The sequence below is a fragment of the Nocardia sp. NPDC059229 genome (genome assembly GCF_042754165.1).
Classification (GTDB): Bacteria; Actinomycetota; Actinomycetes; order Mycobacteriales; family Mycobacteriaceae; genus Nocardia.
This window is the reverse complement of record NZ_JBHZAK010000003.1, coordinates 13051-30962: the sequence shown is the minus strand read 5'-3', so window position 1 is coordinate 30962 and position 17912 is coordinate 13051. Positions and strand designations below refer to the sequence as shown.

The 17912-nt window shown below is 68.0% G+C and carries 12 protein-coding genes, 1 tRNA gene and 1 pseudogene; 9 read left to right on the top strand and 5 right to left on the bottom strand.

Going from position 1 to position 17912, the window contains the following annotated elements:
• Positions 1 to 21 precede the first annotated feature (21 nt).
• Positions 22 to 402: a YybH family protein gene (locus tag ACFXHE_RS09255; RefSeq protein ID WP_379381461.1), complete on the top strand. Its 381-nt coding sequence runs from the start codon at positions 22 to 24 to the stop codon at positions 400 to 402.
• Positions 403 to 471: 69 nt separating this feature from the next.
• Here ACFXHE_RS09255 and ACFXHE_RS09250 read toward each other — a convergent pair whose 3' ends face one another.
• The gene (locus tag ACFXHE_RS09250) at positions 472 to 2109 is read right to left on the bottom strand and encodes a long-chain fatty acid--CoA ligase (RefSeq protein ID WP_379381459.1); all 1638 of its coding nucleotides are present in this window, start codon (positions 2107 to 2109) and stop codon (positions 472 to 474) included.
• A 543-nt stretch (positions 2110 to 2652) separates the two neighbouring features.
• Here ACFXHE_RS09250 and ACFXHE_RS09245 point away from each other — a divergent pair.
• Entirely contained in the window at positions 2653 to 4122 is a 1470-nt protein-coding gene (locus ACFXHE_RS09245; protein ID WP_379381457.1) for a flavin-containing monooxygenase, read from the top strand.
• Between the two features lie 139 nt (positions 4123 to 4261).
• Positions 4262 to 4334, top strand: a tRNA-Arg gene (locus tag ACFXHE_RS09240).
• A gap of 154 nt (positions 4335 to 4488) precedes the next feature.
• Here the strand turns inward: ACFXHE_RS09240 and ACFXHE_RS09235 are convergent.
• Complete coding sequence (locus ACFXHE_RS09235; protein ID WP_379381455.1) at positions 4489 to 5634, bottom strand: lipase family protein; 1146 nt, start codon at positions 5632 to 5634, stop codon at positions 4489 to 4491.
• A 535-nt stretch (positions 5635 to 6169) separates the two neighbouring features.
• Here ACFXHE_RS09235 and ACFXHE_RS09230 point away from each other — a divergent pair.
• Entirely contained in the window at positions 6170 to 7447 is a 1278-nt protein-coding gene (locus ACFXHE_RS09230) for an alpha/beta fold hydrolase (protein WP_379381453.1), read from the top strand.
• 256 nt (positions 7448 to 7703) lie between these two features.
• Positions 7704 to 8879, top strand: a complete 1176-nt coding sequence (locus tag ACFXHE_RS09225) for an alkane 1-monooxygenase (protein WP_379381451.1) — start codon at positions 7704 to 7706, stop codon at positions 8877 to 8879.
• Between the two features lie 97 nt (positions 8880 to 8976).
• On the opposite strand, the gene ACFXHE_RS09220 is transcribed toward ACFXHE_RS09225, so the two are convergent.
• On the bottom strand, positions 8977 to 10530 hold the full coding sequence (locus tag ACFXHE_RS09220; protein ID WP_379381449.1) for an acyl-CoA carboxylase subunit beta: 1554 nt from the start codon (positions 10528 to 10530) through the stop codon (positions 8977 to 8979).
• Between the two features lie 117 nt (positions 10531 to 10647).
• Positions 10648 to 10878 (bottom strand): hypothetical protein, encoded by a 231-nt coding sequence (locus tag ACFXHE_RS09215; RefSeq protein ID WP_379381447.1) that lies wholly within the window; start codon positions 10876 to 10878, stop codon positions 10648 to 10650.
• Between the two features lie 265 nt (positions 10879 to 11143).
• Between ACFXHE_RS09215 and ACFXHE_RS09210 the strand changes: the two are divergent.
• The 4 genes and pseudogenes from ACFXHE_RS09210 to ACFXHE_RS09195 form a co-directional block, all read left to right on the top strand.
• Positions 11144 to 11539: pseudogene (locus ACFXHE_RS09210) on the top strand (SDR family oxidoreductase); the annotation flags it as partial.
• Positions 11540 to 11632: 93 nt separating this feature from the next.
• Complete coding sequence (locus ACFXHE_RS09205) at positions 11633 to 12832, top strand: TetR/AcrR family transcriptional regulator (protein ID WP_379381445.1); 1200 nt, start codon at positions 11633 to 11635, stop codon at positions 12830 to 12832.
• Between the two features lie 100 nt (positions 12833 to 12932).
• Positions 12933 to 13877, top strand: coding sequence for an ATP-binding cassette domain-containing protein (locus tag ACFXHE_RS09200; RefSeq protein ID WP_379381443.1), 945 nt, complete (start codon positions 12933 to 12935; stop codon positions 13875 to 13877).
• Positions 13874 to 14683 carry an ABC transporter permease gene (locus ACFXHE_RS09195; protein ID WP_354830707.1) on the top strand — a complete coding sequence of 270 codons (810 nt, stop codon included), beginning with the start codon at positions 13874 to 13876 and terminating at the stop codon, positions 14681 to 14683. Before ACFXHE_RS09200 ends, ACFXHE_RS09195 begins: the two co-directional genes overlap by 4 nt.
• On the opposite strand, the gene ACFXHE_RS09190 is transcribed toward ACFXHE_RS09195, so the two are convergent.
• Positions 14667 to 17846 (bottom strand): BTAD domain-containing putative transcriptional regulator, encoded by a 3180-nt coding sequence (locus ACFXHE_RS09190; RefSeq protein ID WP_379381440.1) that lies wholly within the window; start codon positions 17844 to 17846, stop codon positions 14667 to 14669. The two genes, ACFXHE_RS09195 and ACFXHE_RS09190, sit on opposite strands and share 17 nt — an antisense overlap.
• Positions 17847 to 17912: the final 66 nt, after the last annotated feature.

The following is a 17912-nucleotide window of genomic DNA, read 5'->3' as shown; positions in this document are numbered from 1 at the left end:
CGACCACGAAAGGACCAGTTCATGGCCACCCAGATCACCGATCCCGCCCAGCTGCCAAGGGTTTTCGAGGAGCGCCTGAACGCGGGCGACGTGGCGGGGGTGCTCTCGCTCTTCGCCCCGGACGCGACCATGCGCACCACCACCGGAGCCGTCATTTCCGGCTCGGACGCCCTGCGTCAGGAGATCAGCGGCACGGTCGCCGCCCGCGGACAGCTCACCAACAACAGCAAACATCTGCTGATCGGCGGTGACGCAGCCCTGCTGGTCACCAACTGGACCCTGGAGATCGACGCGCCCGACGGCACGCGAGTCTCCCCCACCGGCACCACCGCGAATATCGCCCGGCAGCTCGAGAACGGGGAATGGCGATTCGCCGTCCTGAATCCGCTCGGGACGGCGTGAAGCGCTGCGGCACAGCGCATTCGGCTGACCAGCGGGTGCGCCCCCGTGCCGAGGGCGCACCCGGGTGGGTCAGGACAGCGTGACGACGGTCAGCGAGCCGTCGGCGTGCTGGGCGCGCAGGCGCTTCTTGTCGAACTTGCCGACGCTGGTCTTGGGGACCTCGGCGATGAAGCACCAGTGCTCGGGCAGCTGCCACTTGGCGAACTTGGGGGCCAGGAAGTCGCGCAGCTCTTCGGGTTTGGCCTCGGTGCCCTCGACCAGGACGATGGCGACCAGGGGGCGCTCGTCCCACTTCGCGTCCGGGATGCCGATGACGGCGGCCTCGGCCACGGCCGGGTGACCCATGACGGCGTTCTCCAGGTCCACCGACGAAATCCATTCGCCGCCGGACTTGATGACGTCCTTGGAGCGGTCGACCAGGGTGAGGTAGCCATTGGGGCTGATCTTGCCGACGTCGCCGGTGCGCAGCCAGCCGTCGTGGAACTTGTCGGGATCGACCTCGCCGCCCGACGGCGCGTAGTAGGCGCCGGTGATCCACGGGCCGCGAACTTCCAACTCGCCCAGGGCCTCTCCGTTGTTCGGCAGCACCGAACCGTCATCACCGACCAGGCGCGCCTGCACGCCGGCCGGGAAGCGGCCCTGGGTGTAGCGGTAGCTCCAGGCCTCCTCGCCCTCGGCGCCGGCGGGCGGGTGCGCCACCGAACCCAGCGGCGAGGTCTCGGTCATGCCCCAGGCGTGCAGCAGCTTCACGCCGTGCCGCTCCTCGAAGGCCCGCATCATCGACGGCGGGACCGCCGCGCCGCCGACCACACAGGTGCGCAGGTGCGAGATGTCCTGCGGCTGCGCCTGCAGCCCGGCCAGCACGCCGCCCCAGATGGTCGGGACCGCGGCGGCGAAGGTCGGCTTCGCCTCGGCCATCATCTCCAGCAGCGGTGCGGGCTGCAGGAAACGGTCCGGCATCAGCACATTCGCGCCCGACATGAGCGCGGCGTACGGAATGCCCCAGGCATTGGCGTGGAACAGCGGCACGATGGCCAGCACGGTGTCGGCCGCGGTGAAGCCCATACCGTTGGGCGAGATCACCTGCATGGCGTGCAGCCAGTTCGAGCGGTGCGAGTAGACGACGCCCTTGGGGTCGCCGGTGGTGCCGGAGGTGTAGCACATGCCGGCGGCGGAACGCTCGTCGATGACCGGGTAGTCGTAGGTGTCGGGCTGGGCGTCGAGCAGCTCCCGGTAGGAGTGCACGGTGACGCCCTCGGGTGCCTGCAGCGCGGCGGCATCGCCATTGGCGACGATGACGTGGCGCACCGTCTTCAGGTTCGGCAGGTACTGCGCGAACATCGGCAGCAGCGAGCCGTCCACGATGACGACCTGATCCTCGGCGTGATTGGCCACGTAAACCAGCTGCTCGGGGAAGAGCCGGATGTTCAGGGCGTGCAGCACCGCGCCCATGGCGGGCACCGCGATGTAGGCGACCATGTGCTCGTTGTTGTTCCACATGAACGTGCCGACCCGGTCACCGACGCCGATACCCAGGTCACGCAGGGCATTGGCGAGCCGGGCCGCGTCCTGGCCGACCTCGCGATAGGTCTGGGTGCGTAAGCCGTCACCGGTCCAGGTGGAGACGTGGCTGTCGCCCTGGAAGGTGGAGGCATAGCGCAGCAGTGTCGCGAGTGACAGCTGCTCGTCCTGCATGGTGCTCAACATTTCCCAACCGCTCCTTGCATGTACCTACTGGAGAGTGAACTGAGTCACTTGCGGCGAGCCTAGCCGATTCGGACATACACAGGTCGGGGCCCGAACTGACGGCATGGTGACCTCAGTCCGGGGCCGGTGAGCTGGCGAAATATTCGAGCTGCGGGCGGCGAACCCCACCCTCGCCGCCCGCAGCCCGTAGCCGACCCGCCGCCGCCCAACACGACGACCAGCCGGCTCCGCAATCCTGATCAGCGTCACGACCTGCTGACGACGCCCCCTGCGGCGGCGCAGAATAGCCAATCACTAACCAGGACAAGTAAATTGGAGCAAGAACTTCCGTGAATATATTGAGTGCGACACCGGGCTGTCCAGTCGAGGACAGCGTCGCAGGTCAGACGGCGCTCACTGACCCGGACAGCGGGCCGTGAGGGCGGCCATCCCATGATTGCCAGGGGTGAATCCGGACTCACCCGCCCGAGGTGACCGAAAATACGGATTCACTGTCCGGCGATGTCTGCAGGACCAGCGGGAATACGCCCTACCGTTGCTGGTATGCAGCGAGAGCCCTCCATTCTGATCATCGGTGCCGGATTCGCCGGGCTGGGCATGGCGCTGGAACTGCAACGCCACGGCCTGACCAACTTCACCATCCTGGAGAAGGCCGCCGACCTCGGCGGCGTCTGGCGCGAGAACACCTACCCGGGCGCCGCCTGCGATGTGCCCTCGCCGCTGTACTCGTGGTCGTTCGCGCCGAAATCCGATTGGCCACGCCGGTTCTCGCAGCAGGCCGACATCCACGCCTACATGCGCACCGTCGCCGAGAAGCACGACCTGCCCGCCAAGATCGAGTTCGGCGCCGAGGTGGTGGACGCCGAATTCGACGAGCAGGGCGGCCGGTGGCGGGTCCGCACCGCCGACGGCGTCACCCACCTCGCCGACGTCCTCATCCCCGCCGTCGGGCAGCTCTCCCGCCCCGCGATGCCGAACCTCCCCGGCACCGACTCCTTCACCGGCGCGGCCTTCCACTCCGCCGAGTGGGATCACTCGGTCGATCTGACGGGCAAGCGGGTCGCGTGCATCGGCACGGGAGCCAGTGCCATCCAATACATTCCGGCCATCCAGCCGAAGGTCGAACACCTCACGCTGTTCCAGCGCTCGGCCGCCTGGGTATTGCCGAAGTTCGACACCGAGTACACCCCGCTGCACCACGCGCTGTTCAAGTACGTGCCCGGGACGCGGCTGGCCGAGCGATTCGCCATCTGGGCCTTCTTCGAGGTGATGGCGTTGGCACTCACCGACATTCCCGCCATCAAGCATCCGGTGATCGCCGTCGCCGACCGGCATCGCAACCAGCAGGTGCCCGATGAGGCGCTGCGCGCCAAGCTGACTCCGGACTACGCCGCCGGCTGCAAGCGCGGCCTGTTCTCCAACGAGTACTTCCCCGCACTGACCCGGGACAATGTCACGGTCGAGACCACCGCCATCGAAGCGGTGACGCCCAACGGAATTCGCACCGCCGACGGCGTCGAGCACCCCGCCGACGTCATCGTCTACGGCACCGGCTTCAAGGGCACCGAGTTCCTCGCCCCCATGAATATCTATGGCCTGCAGGGCCGCAAGCTCGCCGACGAATGGTCCCCCGAGGGCGCCCGCGCCTTCCTCGGCATGTCGGTCCCCGGCTTCCCCAACCTGTTCATGATGTACGGCCCGAACACCAACGTCGGCTCCGGCTCCATCATCTACATGCTGGAGTCCCAGGCCCGCTATATCCGCCAGGTCATCGACTACCTCTCCGCCCGCCCCGGCCACGTCCTCTCGCCCCGCCCCGACGCCGAAAAGTCCTGGGACGACTGGCTGCAGCGCCGCCTGAAGGACACCCCCTGGAACTTCTGCTCCAGCTGGTACCGCAACGCCTCCGGCCGGATCACCAACAACTGGCCCGGCGCCACCCTCCTCTTCCGCTGGAAGACAAGCAGATTCGCACCGTCGGACTACGACGAGAGCCGACCCGCGGGCCGCTAGCGACTCCGGGCCGGGCTCGCCGCGCCCACCACCCCGCCGATCAGCCGACTCCACCATCCCGACCACGAATGCGACCCCCGGCCCCCCGACCAGGTAGACTCCCCGACGTCCCGGCCGGGCCTCCCGCCCGGCACGTCCAGCCCTCGTAGCTCAGGGGATAGAGCACCGCTCTCCTAAAGCGGGTGTCGCAGGTTCGAATCCTGCCGAGGGCACATTTATCCAGGTCAGAGCGTCGAACTCGGCCGACTGCCCCGCCGGGGCGGGAAGCCGCAGCCGCCCGATCCGGTCAGCTCGGCCCGGTCCGGGCGACCTGCCAGGCCGCCCGGACCGGGTGAAAGCGCCAGCCGTGAAGTCACGGCAACCCCGTCAACAGTTGCTGGGTGCCGGCTCGCCGCGAACCCGGCCGTTGAGCCACGCCAGTACCTCGGGGGCACCCAGCACCGCTCCCGACAGATGCTCGGGTGCGGGAACGCGCAGCGTCTGCACGGGAACGCCGGCCGCGCACCAGCGGTGGTCGGTGTTGTCGATCGCCTGGACCGGAATCAGCGGGTCGTCAGGTGAATGCCATTCGAAAACCGGTGTTTCCGGCACTTCGCCGAAGAGTTCCAAGCTGTTCTCCTCCAGCACCGACTGGCCTTCACGGAAGTTGAAGCCCGCGGGATCGGCCATGTATGCCCGCGCGCTGCCGCCGACGCCCTCGGCGAGGATCTGATTGGTGCAGTCATTGGCCATGGCATTGCGGAGGGCCAAGCCACTCTGGTTGAGGTACGAGCTGATCGGCAGCTCGTTCGGATATTCGCGCTCGAGGCCGATCGCCGCCGCCATGGCCAGCCCGAAGGCCGGGTGCGGGTCGTAGCCCAAGGCCTCCACCATCGTCAGCAGGTTCATCGGGGCACCGCCGATGGCCGCACCCGCGAGTTTCAGCTCCGGCGCGTACGACGGCTGGAGCGCAGCCGCCGCCCCGGTGGCCATGCCGCCGCCGGAGTAGCCGGCCAGCACGACCGGACTGTGCTGGGCGGCGAGTTCCGGCAGCTGTTTCACCGCCCGGACGCCGTCCAGAACGATCCGGCCACCCAGACGTGCCGCCCCGAACGCGACGTACGGACCGAGATGATCCGGCAGCGCTATGCTCCAGCCCTGCGCCAGTGCCATATTCAGAATCGACGCCGTTGTCAGGAGATTCGGATCGTCGGAGTACAGCAGATGTGACACCGCGCAGCTGGTGCCGAGCGCGTTGATGAAGTGCTGATACGACATCAACGGGGCGTCGGGCTGGTGACCGGGCGGGGTAAGGATCGTGGTGGTCGCCGCGATCGGCTCATCGTGGGAGTTGGTGGATCGGAATTGCACCAATGTCACGGTGGCGCCAGGAAATACGGCCACCGGCGGCAATGTCTCCGTGCGGAGCACATCACCGGGCCGGTGTGCCGCCAGATCCGCCGGGGCGGCGTAGAACGGATCCGGATCGGGTATCGGATAGATCGGATCCGCCGCAGCCGTCGTCGTCGTCATCGACAACCCGAGAACCACACCACCCAGCGCGGCCACAACTTTCGCCGACCCGCTGCGCAGGAAAACAGGAAACCGACCAAGCACGTGTCTGACCTCCATGAATAGTTCACGTCGTTCGACAAGCCAGTCCGAGTTCTGACGCGACTATATCGGCAAACTTCCAGCTACACGACAAAACGCGCATTTGTCATTGACCAGCCAACAGTCCTCCCCGAGACCGGGATTCACATGCTCGCCTGCCCGATGCCGGTCACCCGATCAACGAGCCCTCGCGCCTGAGCATCCCGAGGATTCCCAATCTCGTAGGGACGCACAGGTCATTCATAGACATCTCCGAATTGGCAATACCGACACGACAGGCAATCCCATAACGACACGCGGTGGGCCGACGTGAGTTCGGCGTTTCTTCCACTCATTCGCAAAAAACCGATAGCCCGGCGTATAGCCTCAACACCCGATTCGAGATGCCCTGGGTCCCTCACTCGCAGGAAGGATCGATAAAGTGCGGAGGCGACTGCTTGGATTGGCCGCAGCTTTGACAGGAACCCTCATCATGGTCGGCGGCGGCGCCACGAACTCGGCGCTGCTCGCCAGCGCGGAACCCGTCGCGGCGGGCGACGATTTCTATCTGCCGCCGCCGCTACCACCCACACCGGGAGCCATCGTGCGCGCCGAACCGGCACAGGTGGCCTTCTCCGCACCCGGAATGCCCGGCGTCGTTCCCGCCGCCGCGACGCGAATGATGTACGTCAGCAGCGACACCCACGATGCACCGACGGCGGTCGTCGGCACGTACCTGCAGCCGAGCGTGCCGTGGACCGGCCCCGGCGAGCGCCCGCTGGTCGCGTACGCGGGCGGCACCAAGGGCCAGGGCAATCAATGTGCGCCGTCGAAGTTGATGACGCAGGTCGTGCAATACCAGCCCCCGGCGGACATCATTTTCGAATACGACCTGCTGGCGCTGTATTCGCTGCTCGCCCGCGGAATCGCGGTGGTGGTGACCGACTACCACGGCCTCGGCACCCCCGACGTGCACGACTACCTCAACCGCAAGGCACAGGCCTACGCGCTGCTGGATGCGGCGCGCGCCGGACTGCAATTGCCCGGCACCGGCCTCAACCCCGGCACGCCGGTCGTTCTCTACGGATACTCGCAGGGCGGCATGGCTTCCGCGGGCGCGGCCGAACTGCAGTCGAGCTACGCTCCCGAGCTGAATGTACGCGGCGCCTATGTGGGCGGTCCGGTGGTCGACGACGAATACTTCATCGGATACAACGACGGACGGCCCTCCATCGCACCGGCTTTCGCCTGGATCCTCAATGGCATCGCCGCCGACTATCCGGAGACTCGCCCGATACTCGACGCCGAGCTCAATGACACCGGGAAGGCGATCCTGAGCGACGCGCTGGGCAAATGCGCCGTCCCGACCAGCCTGGCCCAGGACCATCCGCGCACGTCCGAATGGACCACCAGCGGCGAACCGCTCACCGCGGTCATCGATCGGAACCCCGAGCTGAAAGCGGCCTTCGACGAACAGCGCATCGGCACGCTCACTCCGTCGGTGCCTGTCCTCGCCGCCTCGGCCATGAACGACGAGGGTGCGCCCTACGTGCCGGTGCGGGAGATGGCGGCCGGTTGGTGCGGCAGCGGCGTGCCCGTCGAACTGGATCCGAACGCGCAGATTCCGACCGTTTCGGGTCTGGTGGGCACCCATGTGCTGGCGTTCTTTCCGTCGCTGGCGGACTCGCAACAGTGGCTGACCGATCGGCTCGCCGGCTGGCCTGCTCCGAGCAACTGCGGAGCCCTGCCCTGACTCTCTGACGTTCGGTCCATGATGCCCGGCAGCCGGGATCGGTCCTCCCACCGGTCCCGGCTGCCGGGCATTCGTGTATAGAACTCGATGTTCGTCACCGGGCATGGGTTGAATTGCCCGGTCAGTCACCATTTTTGGCAGTTCATCTAGCGCGGCGGCGAAATCCGACTAGTCTGAATCGACGGGTTTGAGCCAAAAGAATTCGGCCGTCTGCACTCGCGAGCGAGTGCCGTTCAGTTGGATCAAAGAGGCCCCTATGTCGATTTTCCAGGATTCGAAGTCGCGCGACCCCAAGCGATACCTCTGGATTCTCGGGTTGATCGCTCCCTCGTGCGCTGTAGTTCCCTCACAACTGGTAGCCCGCACAGGGCTCCCGGTCTTCTGGTGGATCGGTCCAGTGTTCGTGCTGGTACTGATCCCACTGCTGGATCTGTCTGTGGGGGATGACGGGAGCAACCCACGCGAGGAAGACTACGAGGCATTATCCGAAGACCGGTTCTATCGGTGGTGTACGTACCTCTTTCTGCCGCTGCAGTTCATCGGGCTGCTCATTGCTGGCTATCTCTGGGCAAGTCGCGAGCTGAGCGTATCCGACAAGCTCGGTCTGGCCGTGACGCTCGGGTTCGTGTCGGGCATCGGCATCAACGCCGCCCATGAACTCGGGCACCGGGCCGAACACCTGGAACGCTGGCTGGCGAAGGTCGCTCTGGCACAGTCGGGTTACGGGCATTTCTTCGTCGAACACAATCGGGGTCATCATGTGCGTGTGGCGACGCCCGAGGATCCGGCCAGCGCCCGATTCGGCGAGTCACTGTGGGAGTTCCTGCCGCGCAGCGCGGTCGGCGGCTTCCGCTCGGCACTGGCCCTGGAGCGAGAACGCCTGTCTCGCAAGGAAAAGCGCTGGTTCAGCTGGCACAATCAGCTGTTGCAGGCCTGGTCGATGAGTGTCGCGTTGTGGGGCACCATGATCCTGGCCTTCGGCCTCGGCGTGATTCCGTTTCTGATGGTGCAGGCGGTGCTGGGTGCGGGCCTGCTGGAAACGGTCAATTACATCGAGCACTACGGACTGCTGCGCCAGCGCCGCGCCAACGGCAACTACGCACGGTGCTCCCCGCGCGACAGCTGGAACAGCGACCGCCTGGTCACGAACGTATTCCTGTTCCACCTGCAACGCCACAGCGACCACCACGCCAATCCCGGTCGCCGCTACCAAACCCTGCGCAGCTCACAAACGGCACCACAGCTCCCGGCCGGCTACGCCACGCTGATCCTGCTCGCCGCCATTCCCCCGCTGTGGCGTGCCGTCATGGACCACCGCGTCCTGGCCCACTACGGCGGCGACCTCTCGCTCGTGAACACCAAACCAGCACGCACGCGCCGCTTCGTGGGACCCCTACGCCTGCATCGAATATCGACGACCGACAGGAGCTGATCGCGAGCAGACGTCGACGAGAACCGAGCGAGCGGCTGCAGCCGGATGGCTCAGTGCCATCCGGCTGTTGTCCCGCACCGGTTTTCGCGCCGGTACGTCACATCGGGTATACCGGGTGCTTGCGGGGGTTGAACTCCGGCTTGACCGGCTTCTTGTCGCGGAGCAGGCGGAGGGCCTGGCGGATTTCCAGGCGGGTGCGGGACGGTTCGATGACGGCGTCGATGTAGCCGCGTTCGGCGGCGACCCAGGGGGTGGCGACCGTCTCGTTGTACTGGTTGATCATGAATTCGCGGGCCGCGGCGCGATGCTCCTCCGGCATCGCGGCCAACTGGCGCTTGCCGAGGAGGTCGACCGCGCTTTCGGCGCCGATCACCGCGATACGGGCTGTGGGCCAGGCGAAACTGACGTCCGCGCCGACCTGCCGGGCGGCCATCATGCCGTATGCGCCACCGTAGGACTTGCGTACCACCAGGTTGATGATCGGCACCGTCGCCTCGATGATGGCGCGCGGGACACGGCCGCCGCGGATGATGACGCCGTTGGCCTCCTCCGCGAGGCCCGGCAGCACGCCGGGAGTGTCGGCGACGAACACGAGCGGGATGTTGAAGGCGTCGCAGAGCCGGATGAAGTAGGTCGACTTGTCCGAGCAGGCGGCGTCGATGGAACCGCCCAGCACCAGTGGCTGATTGGCGATCACGCCGACCGGGTAGCCGTCGACGCGGGCGAAGCCGGTGATCAGGTTCGGCGCGAACGCGGCGCGGATCTCGTGGAACTCGCCGTCGTCGAAGATGCGCAGCAGGATCTCGTGCATGTCGTAGCCGGCACGATCGGAATCCGGGATGATCGTGTCGAGTTCCCGGTCACTGGCCGTGATCTCGGGCTCCAGGCCGGGATTCACGATCGGCGGCTGCTCGACGCAGCTCGTCGGCATGAAGCTCAGGTAGTTGCGGGCCCACTCGTAGGCCTCCTGCTCGGTCTCGGCCACGTGATGCAGGGTGCCGCGTTCGGCCTGCACCTTCGCGCCGCCGAGCTCCTCGGCGGTGACGTCCTCGCCGTTGACCGCCTTGATCACCTCCGGCCCGGTGACGAACATGTAGGAATCCTTGGTGCCGATGAGCACGTCGGTATTGATCGGCCCGTACACCGAGCCCGCGGCGCACTTGCCGAGAATGATCGACACCTGCGGCACATAGCCGGACAGCTTCTCCAGCACCCGGGAGATATCACCGAACGATGCGATGGAACCCACCGCGTCCTGGATCCGCGCACCGCCCGAATCGTTGATCGTCACCACCGGGCACGCGTTGTCGAACGCGAATTTCAGTGCCCGCATGAACTTCTGGGCGGACGTGACCCCGACCGACCCGCCGTACACGGTCTGATCGTGTGAGATCACCACCACCGGACGCCCCCCGATCAGCCCGCGACCGGTGACCAGCCCGTCACCGTAGAGCGCGTCCGGTTGACCGGGCTGGCGAGCCAGCGCGCCGGTCTCGATGAACGTCCCGCGGTCGAGCAGCATCTCCACCCGCTGCCGAACGCTCGGAATGCCTTTCGACGCCCGCTTGGCGACACCGGCCTCACCCGCCGGTTCCGCGGCCATCTCCAGGATCTTGGCCAGTTCATCGAGCTTCGCCCGCGTACCGATCACGCTTGTTGCCCACCTTCCCAAACAAACTGTTGTGCCTCGCGACGGTAAGCGGCGCCGAGACGGTACGGGTCACTGAAGCAGATAAACGTGATGAATCACAGTCCCGGCCAGCGGCCGTCAGCAGAACGGGATGCCCACGGAGCCGTTGAGGCTGGTGTGGAAGAGGATGCAGACCAGGTAGTTGGCGGCGGAGTAGGACCCGCTGGAGGAGCCGGTGGCGGTGGTGTCCACAGGCTGGGCCTGCGCCGGCGCCGGCGCATCGGCCTGGGCGGGGGCGGCCAGCACGCCGGCGGGGGTGAGAAGGGCCGCGGTGACGGCGAACGCGGCGAGGGTCTTCTTCGAATTCATCTGCGGCTCCATCGTTCTCGATCTTGGCGGGAGCAAGTATCGAACCCGGGCCGCAGCCACCAACAGCCCCAACAGTTGGGGTCGCCGACGCCGACGTGAGATTAAGTGAATAATAAATAGTGGAAGATGCAGATATAGAACCGAACCCACCCAAGGATTACGCATCGGCTCCCCGCTGATTTCACCGTTACTCTTGCATCCACGCGCACCCACTGCTCTACTAAGTGAATTCTAGATAGCTCACGCCAGCACGCCGGTCCCGTGCCGCAAGGTCGTGAACATCTCCTCGCTGGCCGGCACGGGAGGCAATGCGGGACAGGCGAATTACGCCGCCGCCAAGGCCGGCATCAACGGACTCACCAGGAGCCTCGCCAAGGAGTGGGGGCGCTACAACGTCACCGTGAACTCGGTCGCCTTCGGGCTCATCAAGACCCGGCTCACCGAGACGCCGGCCGACGGCGACAGCACCATCGACGTCCTCGGCCGGCAGCTGAAGGTGGGCGTCAACCCGGATCTGCTGTCGACCATGGAACGGATGATCCCGCTGGGCCGGGCCGGAACACCCGCCGAGGCGGCCGGCGCGGTGTACCTGCTGTGCAGCCCGGACTCCGACTACGTCAGCGGCCAGACCCTGGTCTGCGGCGGCGGATACATCTTCTAGCCGCCGGCGTCCGCGGCCGATCGGGCCGGGTCGCCCGCTCCCTATAGTGAGGGCGGGCGACCCACCACCGGCGAGCGAGAAGGAGCGGCGACCATGAGCGACACCGCCGAGCACGCTGCCGCCCGCCCGGCCCGCGGCACCCGCCCCGCCAATCGCCGCGACCTCATCGTCGCCGCCGCGACCGAACTGTTCTATCGGCGCGGCTACGCCGATGTCGGCACCGGCGACATCGCCGACGCGGTCGCGGTCGGGCCGTCCGCGCTGTACCGGCACTTCCGCAACAAGAACGATCTGCTGTGCGCCGTGGTAGCCCAGCCCATCGAGATCGTCACGGAACTGCTCGACGCGGCGCGCGCCGAGCCGGACACCGATCTCGCCCGGACACTGGCCACCGCCATGCTGGATCAGCGGGCCATCGGCGTGTTGTGGCACCGGGAAGCGCGACACCTCGATCCCGGCGCGAAAACCGAACTCCGGCAGCGGGCGCGCGGCATCGGCGCACGGTTCGCCGATCTGCTGCGCACGCGGACACCGCGGCTGCCGCCCGCTCAGGCCGAAATAATCGGCTGGGCAGCGCTTTCCACGGCATCCAGCATCTCGTTCCACAATCTGGAACTGCCGCGTCAGCGTTTCGTGCAGGTGCTCACCGACATGGTCGACGCGATCCTCACCGCCGACCTCCCCGTCCCGCGCCCCGCGACCGCACCACCCGCCGGACCGTCGGCGGGATGGTCCCCCTCGCGGCGTATCGCCATTCTCACCGCGGCGACGAAACTCTTCGCCGAGCAAGGCTTTTCCGGTGTGGCGCTCGAGGACATCGGCGCGGCCGTCGGCATTGCCGGACCCAGCGTCTACAACCACTTCGACAGCAAGGCCGACATCCTGATCGCCGTTCTCGACCAGGGCAATCACGTCCTGCGGGGCGACATGTACCGCGATCTGACCCGCGCGACCGACGCCGCCGACGCACTCGACCGATTGCTCACCAGCTACACCGAATTCGCCTTCGAGCAAACCGGTCTCATCCGGCTGCTCACCTCCGACATCGATCAGCTCCCCGCCGCCGATCGGCACCGCATGCGTGGCGTGCAGCACGAGTACATCGCCGAATGGGTGCAGCTGGTGCGCCAGGTCCACCCCGGCCAGGACGAGCTGGAAGCCCGGCTGCGAGTCCAGGCCGCCCTGAGCGTCATCAACGATCTCGCCGCCACCCCCCGCCTCCGAGCCACCCCTGACACGCCCCGTCTGACCCGTCATCTGGCCGCCGCCCTGCTGGCTCCACCCAACGGCTGACAGCCCTCGCCACCCCTTGTGAACAGGTAGAACACCGTGTCAGAGGGCGTATCAGGTCGGTGTCAGGCCGGTATCAGGCCGGGTCGCGACAGTAGTCCACATGAACAGCACAGCAATCGCGGCCTCGGGGCTGCGGAAGGCTTACGGGGACAAGACGATCCTCGACGGCATTGATCTGAATATCGGTGCGGGAACGATCTTCTCGCTGCTCGGGCCGAACGGCGCGGGCAAGACCACGACGGTGAACGTGCTGACCACCCTGCTGACGGCGGACGGCGGGACGGCCCGGGTCGCCGGGCACGACATCGCCACCGAGACCAAGGCGGTGCGGGCGGCCATCGGGGTGACCGGTCAGTTCGCCGCGGTGGACGACCTGCTGACCGGCGAAGAGAACCTGCAGCTGATGGCCGATCTGCACCGGCTGCGGGGCGTGGCGCGCAAGCAGGTGGTCGACACGCTGCTGGAGCGCTTCGACCTCACCGAATCCGCGCGCAAGCAGGCGGCCACCTACTCCGGCGGCATGCGCCGCAAGCTGGACCTGGCGATGACGCTGGTCACCAAGCCGGACATCGTCTTCCTCGACGAGCCGACCACCGGACTGGACCCGCGCAGCCGCCGCACCATGTGGGAGATCGTGCGGGAGTTGACCTCCGACGGCGTGACCATCTTCCTCACCACCCAGTACCTCGAGGAGGCCGACCAGCTGGCCGACCGGATCGCGGTCCTCGACGGAGGTCGCATCGTCGCCGAAGGCACCCCGGACGACCTCAAGCGCCGCGTCCCCGGCAGCTACCTCCAACTGCGGTTCACCCACCTCAGCGAACTGGAAGCAGCCGCGCGGATCCTGCCCGCCGCGACCATGGACAGCGAGGCGCTGACCCTGCAGGTGCCCGGCAACGGCGGCACCAAAACCCTGCGGGCCTTGCTGGATCGGCTCGCCGATCACTCGGTCGAGGCCGCGGAGGTCTCCATCCACACCCCTGATCTCGATGACGTTTTCCTTGCCCTGACCGGGCACGCCACCACGGAGGCCGACGCACAATGAGCACCATCGTTTCCACCGGCAGCACCCCGAACCGCACCGTCGCGACCGGCGCCCTGGCAGCGTCGCTGGGCGACTCGGCGATCATGTTGCGCCGCAACTTCAAACACATCGCCCGCAACCCGGTCGCGATCTTCAACGCCGCGCTGATGCCGGTGGTGATGCTGCTGATCTTCGTCTACGTGTTCGGCAGCGCCTTCAATGTCGGCGAGCACTACATCGACTACGCGACACCGGGCATGATCCTGCTGGCCATCAGCTACGGGCTCTCCGGCACCGCGGTCGCGGTGAGCTCGGACATGGCCAAGGGCGTCATCAACCGGTTCAAGGTCATGGACGTCTCCCGCGGCGCCGTGCTGACCGGACACGTGGTGGCCACCATGCTCACCAATGTGGTCGCCATCGCGGCCGTGCTGGGAGTGGCGTTCGCCCTGGGCTTCCGGCCGCCGGCCACCGCGCTGGACTGGCTGGGCGCGCTCGGCATCGTCCTGGCCACCTCGTTCGGGGCGTCCTGGCTGACCGTCGCCCTGGGCATGGCCGCCAAGACCCCGGAGTCCGCGGGCATGTCCGTGGTGCCGCTGATCATGCTGCCCTTCGTGAGCAGCGCGATCGTCCCGGCCGACCAGATGGGCCAGGGCGTCCGGCAGTTCGCGCAGTACCAGCCCTTCACCCCGATCATCGAGTCCCTGCGCGGGTTCCTCACCGGGCACCCGTCGGGCGGCTACACCGCCGCGGCGCTGGCCTGGTGCGCCGGGTTCGCGATCGTCGGATACCTGTGGTCCCGTGCCACTTTCACGAAGCGAGCGTGATCTCGGCCAGTTCATGCCAGACCGCCCGCGCCCCCTCCCCCGTCGCCTCGGTGAACTTCACGTCACCGAGGCGACTTCGCGTTGTCCGCTCGATCCGCGCCGCATCCGGGTGGGAATGATCCGAGACGCCACGCACCGCGGTACTGGCCGCGAGCAGCCGGACCGCCTGCTCGTCCTGCTCCGCCCGCAGCGCCAGATCCGCGAGACCGACCAGCACCTTGGCCAGCAGGGGCGCGTGCCCTGCCGCCGACGCCACCCGGAAGGCCGCGGCCCGATGGTGGCGGGCCTCGTCGAGACCGTCTGCCAGATAGCCGAGCAGATCGTGGATCACCGCACTCATGAACGGCTGCTCCGATTCTCCCGCCAGCAGAGTCTTCGCGACGCCGATCTGTCGGTGCGCCTCTTCGGGATCCGCGTTCCAGCGCGCCAATTCCGCTCGGGCCAGGGCCATTTCGGCCAGCGCGATCGGCCAGCCGGTCTGATCCGCGTACCGCTGGGCCTCGGCCATGGCGGCCGTGCTCGCCGCCGCGTCGCCCAGCAGCCAGTACAGCTGTGCCTGCCGTGACCGCATCCGGACCAGGTCCTCGATCGCGCCGACCTCGGCGACCACCGCGATCGCCTGCTCGAGATACTCACACGCACTGGCGAATTCGCCGCGCAGGGCGAGGCTGTCGGCCAGCTCGGTCAGCGCGAACGAGATCCCCCAGCGCTCACCGACGGCCCGGAACTCCGCCAGCGCCAGCTCCAGCTGTTCGTCGGCCTCCGGCCCGCCCTGGCCGAGCACGGTCCGCAACTTGCCCAGTTGCAGCCGGGCCAGCGCCCGCACCCACGGATCGTCGTCGCCGAGCAGCGCCTCGAAGGCGGGCAGGAACTGATCCGGCCCCTGCAGCATGCGTTCCAGCGCGACCACGAACGCCAGCGTCGGATGACCGGTCCGGCCGCCGCCGGTCCAATCGCCGCCGGCTCGGTAGGCCTGGTGGATCCATTCCTCCACGTGGTGTTCGTCATTCGGGCCGGAGGTCATGAAATGCACGACGAGCCCGTAGACCGTGGCCCGGGTCTCGTCGTCGGCTTCGCCGGGCGTCCGGGCGGCCGCGGTGACCAGCTCCATGCCCTCGGCCTTGTGCCCGCTCAGCCACCAGTACCAGCCGGCGGCCGCGGCCAGCCCCATGGCCGCGGTCGCGTCCTCCGCGGCGAGCGCGCCGCGCATGGCGGCCGCGATATTGTCGTGCTCGGGTTCGAGGACGGCGAGCCATTCCAGCTGTTCGGCCCGGCGCAGATGCGGTTCCGCGGTCGCGGCCAGTCCGGTGAAATACGCCAGATGCGCGCGCCGCGCCGCGTCCGCCTCCCCCGCCTCCGCGAGCCGGTCGCGGGCGTACTGCTTGATCGTCTCGAGCATCCGGTAGCGCGGCCCGTCGTCGCCCGCGGTGAGCAGCAGCGATTTCTCGGTCAGCGCGGTCAGCAGCTCGAGCACCTCCCACTGTTCGACCGCCGCGGGCTGCCCCTCGGATTCGCCACTCGCACAGACCTGTTCGGCCGCCTCGAGGCTCGCGCCGCCGGCGAACACCGAAAGCCGGCGCAGCACAGCCTGTTCGGCCTCGCTGAGCAGTTCCCAGCTCCAGTCCACGACCGCCCGCAGGGTCCGGTGCTGCGGTTGCGCGGTCCGGCTGCCCCCGGTCAGCAGCCGGAACCGATCGTCGAGACGAGTGGCGAGCTGCTCGAGGGACATGGTGCGCAGGCGAGCCGCGGCCAGTTCGATCGCCAGCGGGATCCCGTCGAGCGCACGGCACACGCGGGCCATGGTCGCCAGGGTGCGGGCATCGGCGCCGAGGTCCTGGCGCACCGCTCCGGCGCGGTCGCGCAAAAGCTGGACGGCCGGGGAGGATTCGATCGCGCCGGCGTCCGCGTCCGCGGCGGGCAGCGCCAAAGGCTCGACCTGCCAGAGCGCTTCACCGGTGATGCCGAGCGGTTCGCGGCTGGTGGCGAGAATGCGCAACCGCTGGCACTCCCCGAGCAGGCGGTGGGCGAACGCCGCCGAGGACTCGATCACGTGCTCGCAGTTGTCCAGGATCAGCAGCATGTCGCGCTCGCGGATGGCCGCGATGAGGCGGTCCATGGGTTCCGCGTTCGCCCCGCCGCCCAGCAGCGCGTCCCGCAGCCCGAGCGCGGCCAGCGCCGCCTGCGCGAGGTCACCGCCCGCGCTCGCCGAGGATAGCTCCACCAGCCACGCGCCGTCCGGCAGCCCGTCGAGCAGGGCCCGCCCGGTCTCCGTGGCCAGCCTGGTCTTTCCCGAACCGCCCGGTCCGGTCACCGTGGTGAGCCGATGGCGGGCCACGAGAGCGCGCACCGCGGCGACGTCGGCCTGCTTGCCGACGTATCGGGTCAGTTCGGCGCGCAGGTTGGTCCGGCGGTCGTCCTCCCGCCCGCCCACCTCCCCACGCAGCAGGGCGACGTGCAGGGCGGACAGCTCCGGCGAGGGATCCACACCCAGCTCGTCGGCGAGGGCCTCCCGGACCCGCTGGTACACGACCAGCGCCTCGGCGCCCCGGCCCGCGGCGGCGAGCGCGCGCATCAGCGACGCGGCGAGTCGTTCCCGCACGGGGTGCTGGGCCACCAGATCATTCAGTTCGGTGACCAATTCCGCGCCCCGGCCGAGCCGGAGTTCCGCGTCGTACCGATCCTCGAGCGCACCGATGTGCAGTCCCTCGAGCCGGGCGATCACCGCGTCGAGGGCCGCGCCGTCCTGCGCCCCGATGTCCCGCATGGGCGCGCCGCGCCACAGTGCGAGGGCCTCGCGCAGCAGTTCGGCCTGGTGGACGTCGTCGCCGCCGCGGGCCCGGTCGAGGAGCTGTTCGAACCGCACGGCGTCGATGTCGCCGGGCGCCACCGTCAGCCGGTAGCCGCCCGCCTGCACGTCGATCGACCCGTCCGGCAGTACCCGCCGCAATCGGGAAACCAAGGCCTGCAAGGCATTCGCCGCATCGGACGGCGGCTCCTCGCCCCAAATCCAGTCGACCAGCCGCGCTTTCGAGACCGCCCGGCCGGGTTCCAGCGCGAGCGCGATCAGCAGCGACCGCAACCGGGCGCCCGGTACCTCCAGCAATCCGCCGTCGTCTGCCCGGATTTCGAGCGGCCCAAGCATTCCGATCTGCACCCGGACCATTCTGCCGTGCGCTGTCCAGCCGGGCCGAACACGTGTCAGCGGACGTGTCAGTGCGGCGTCAGGCCG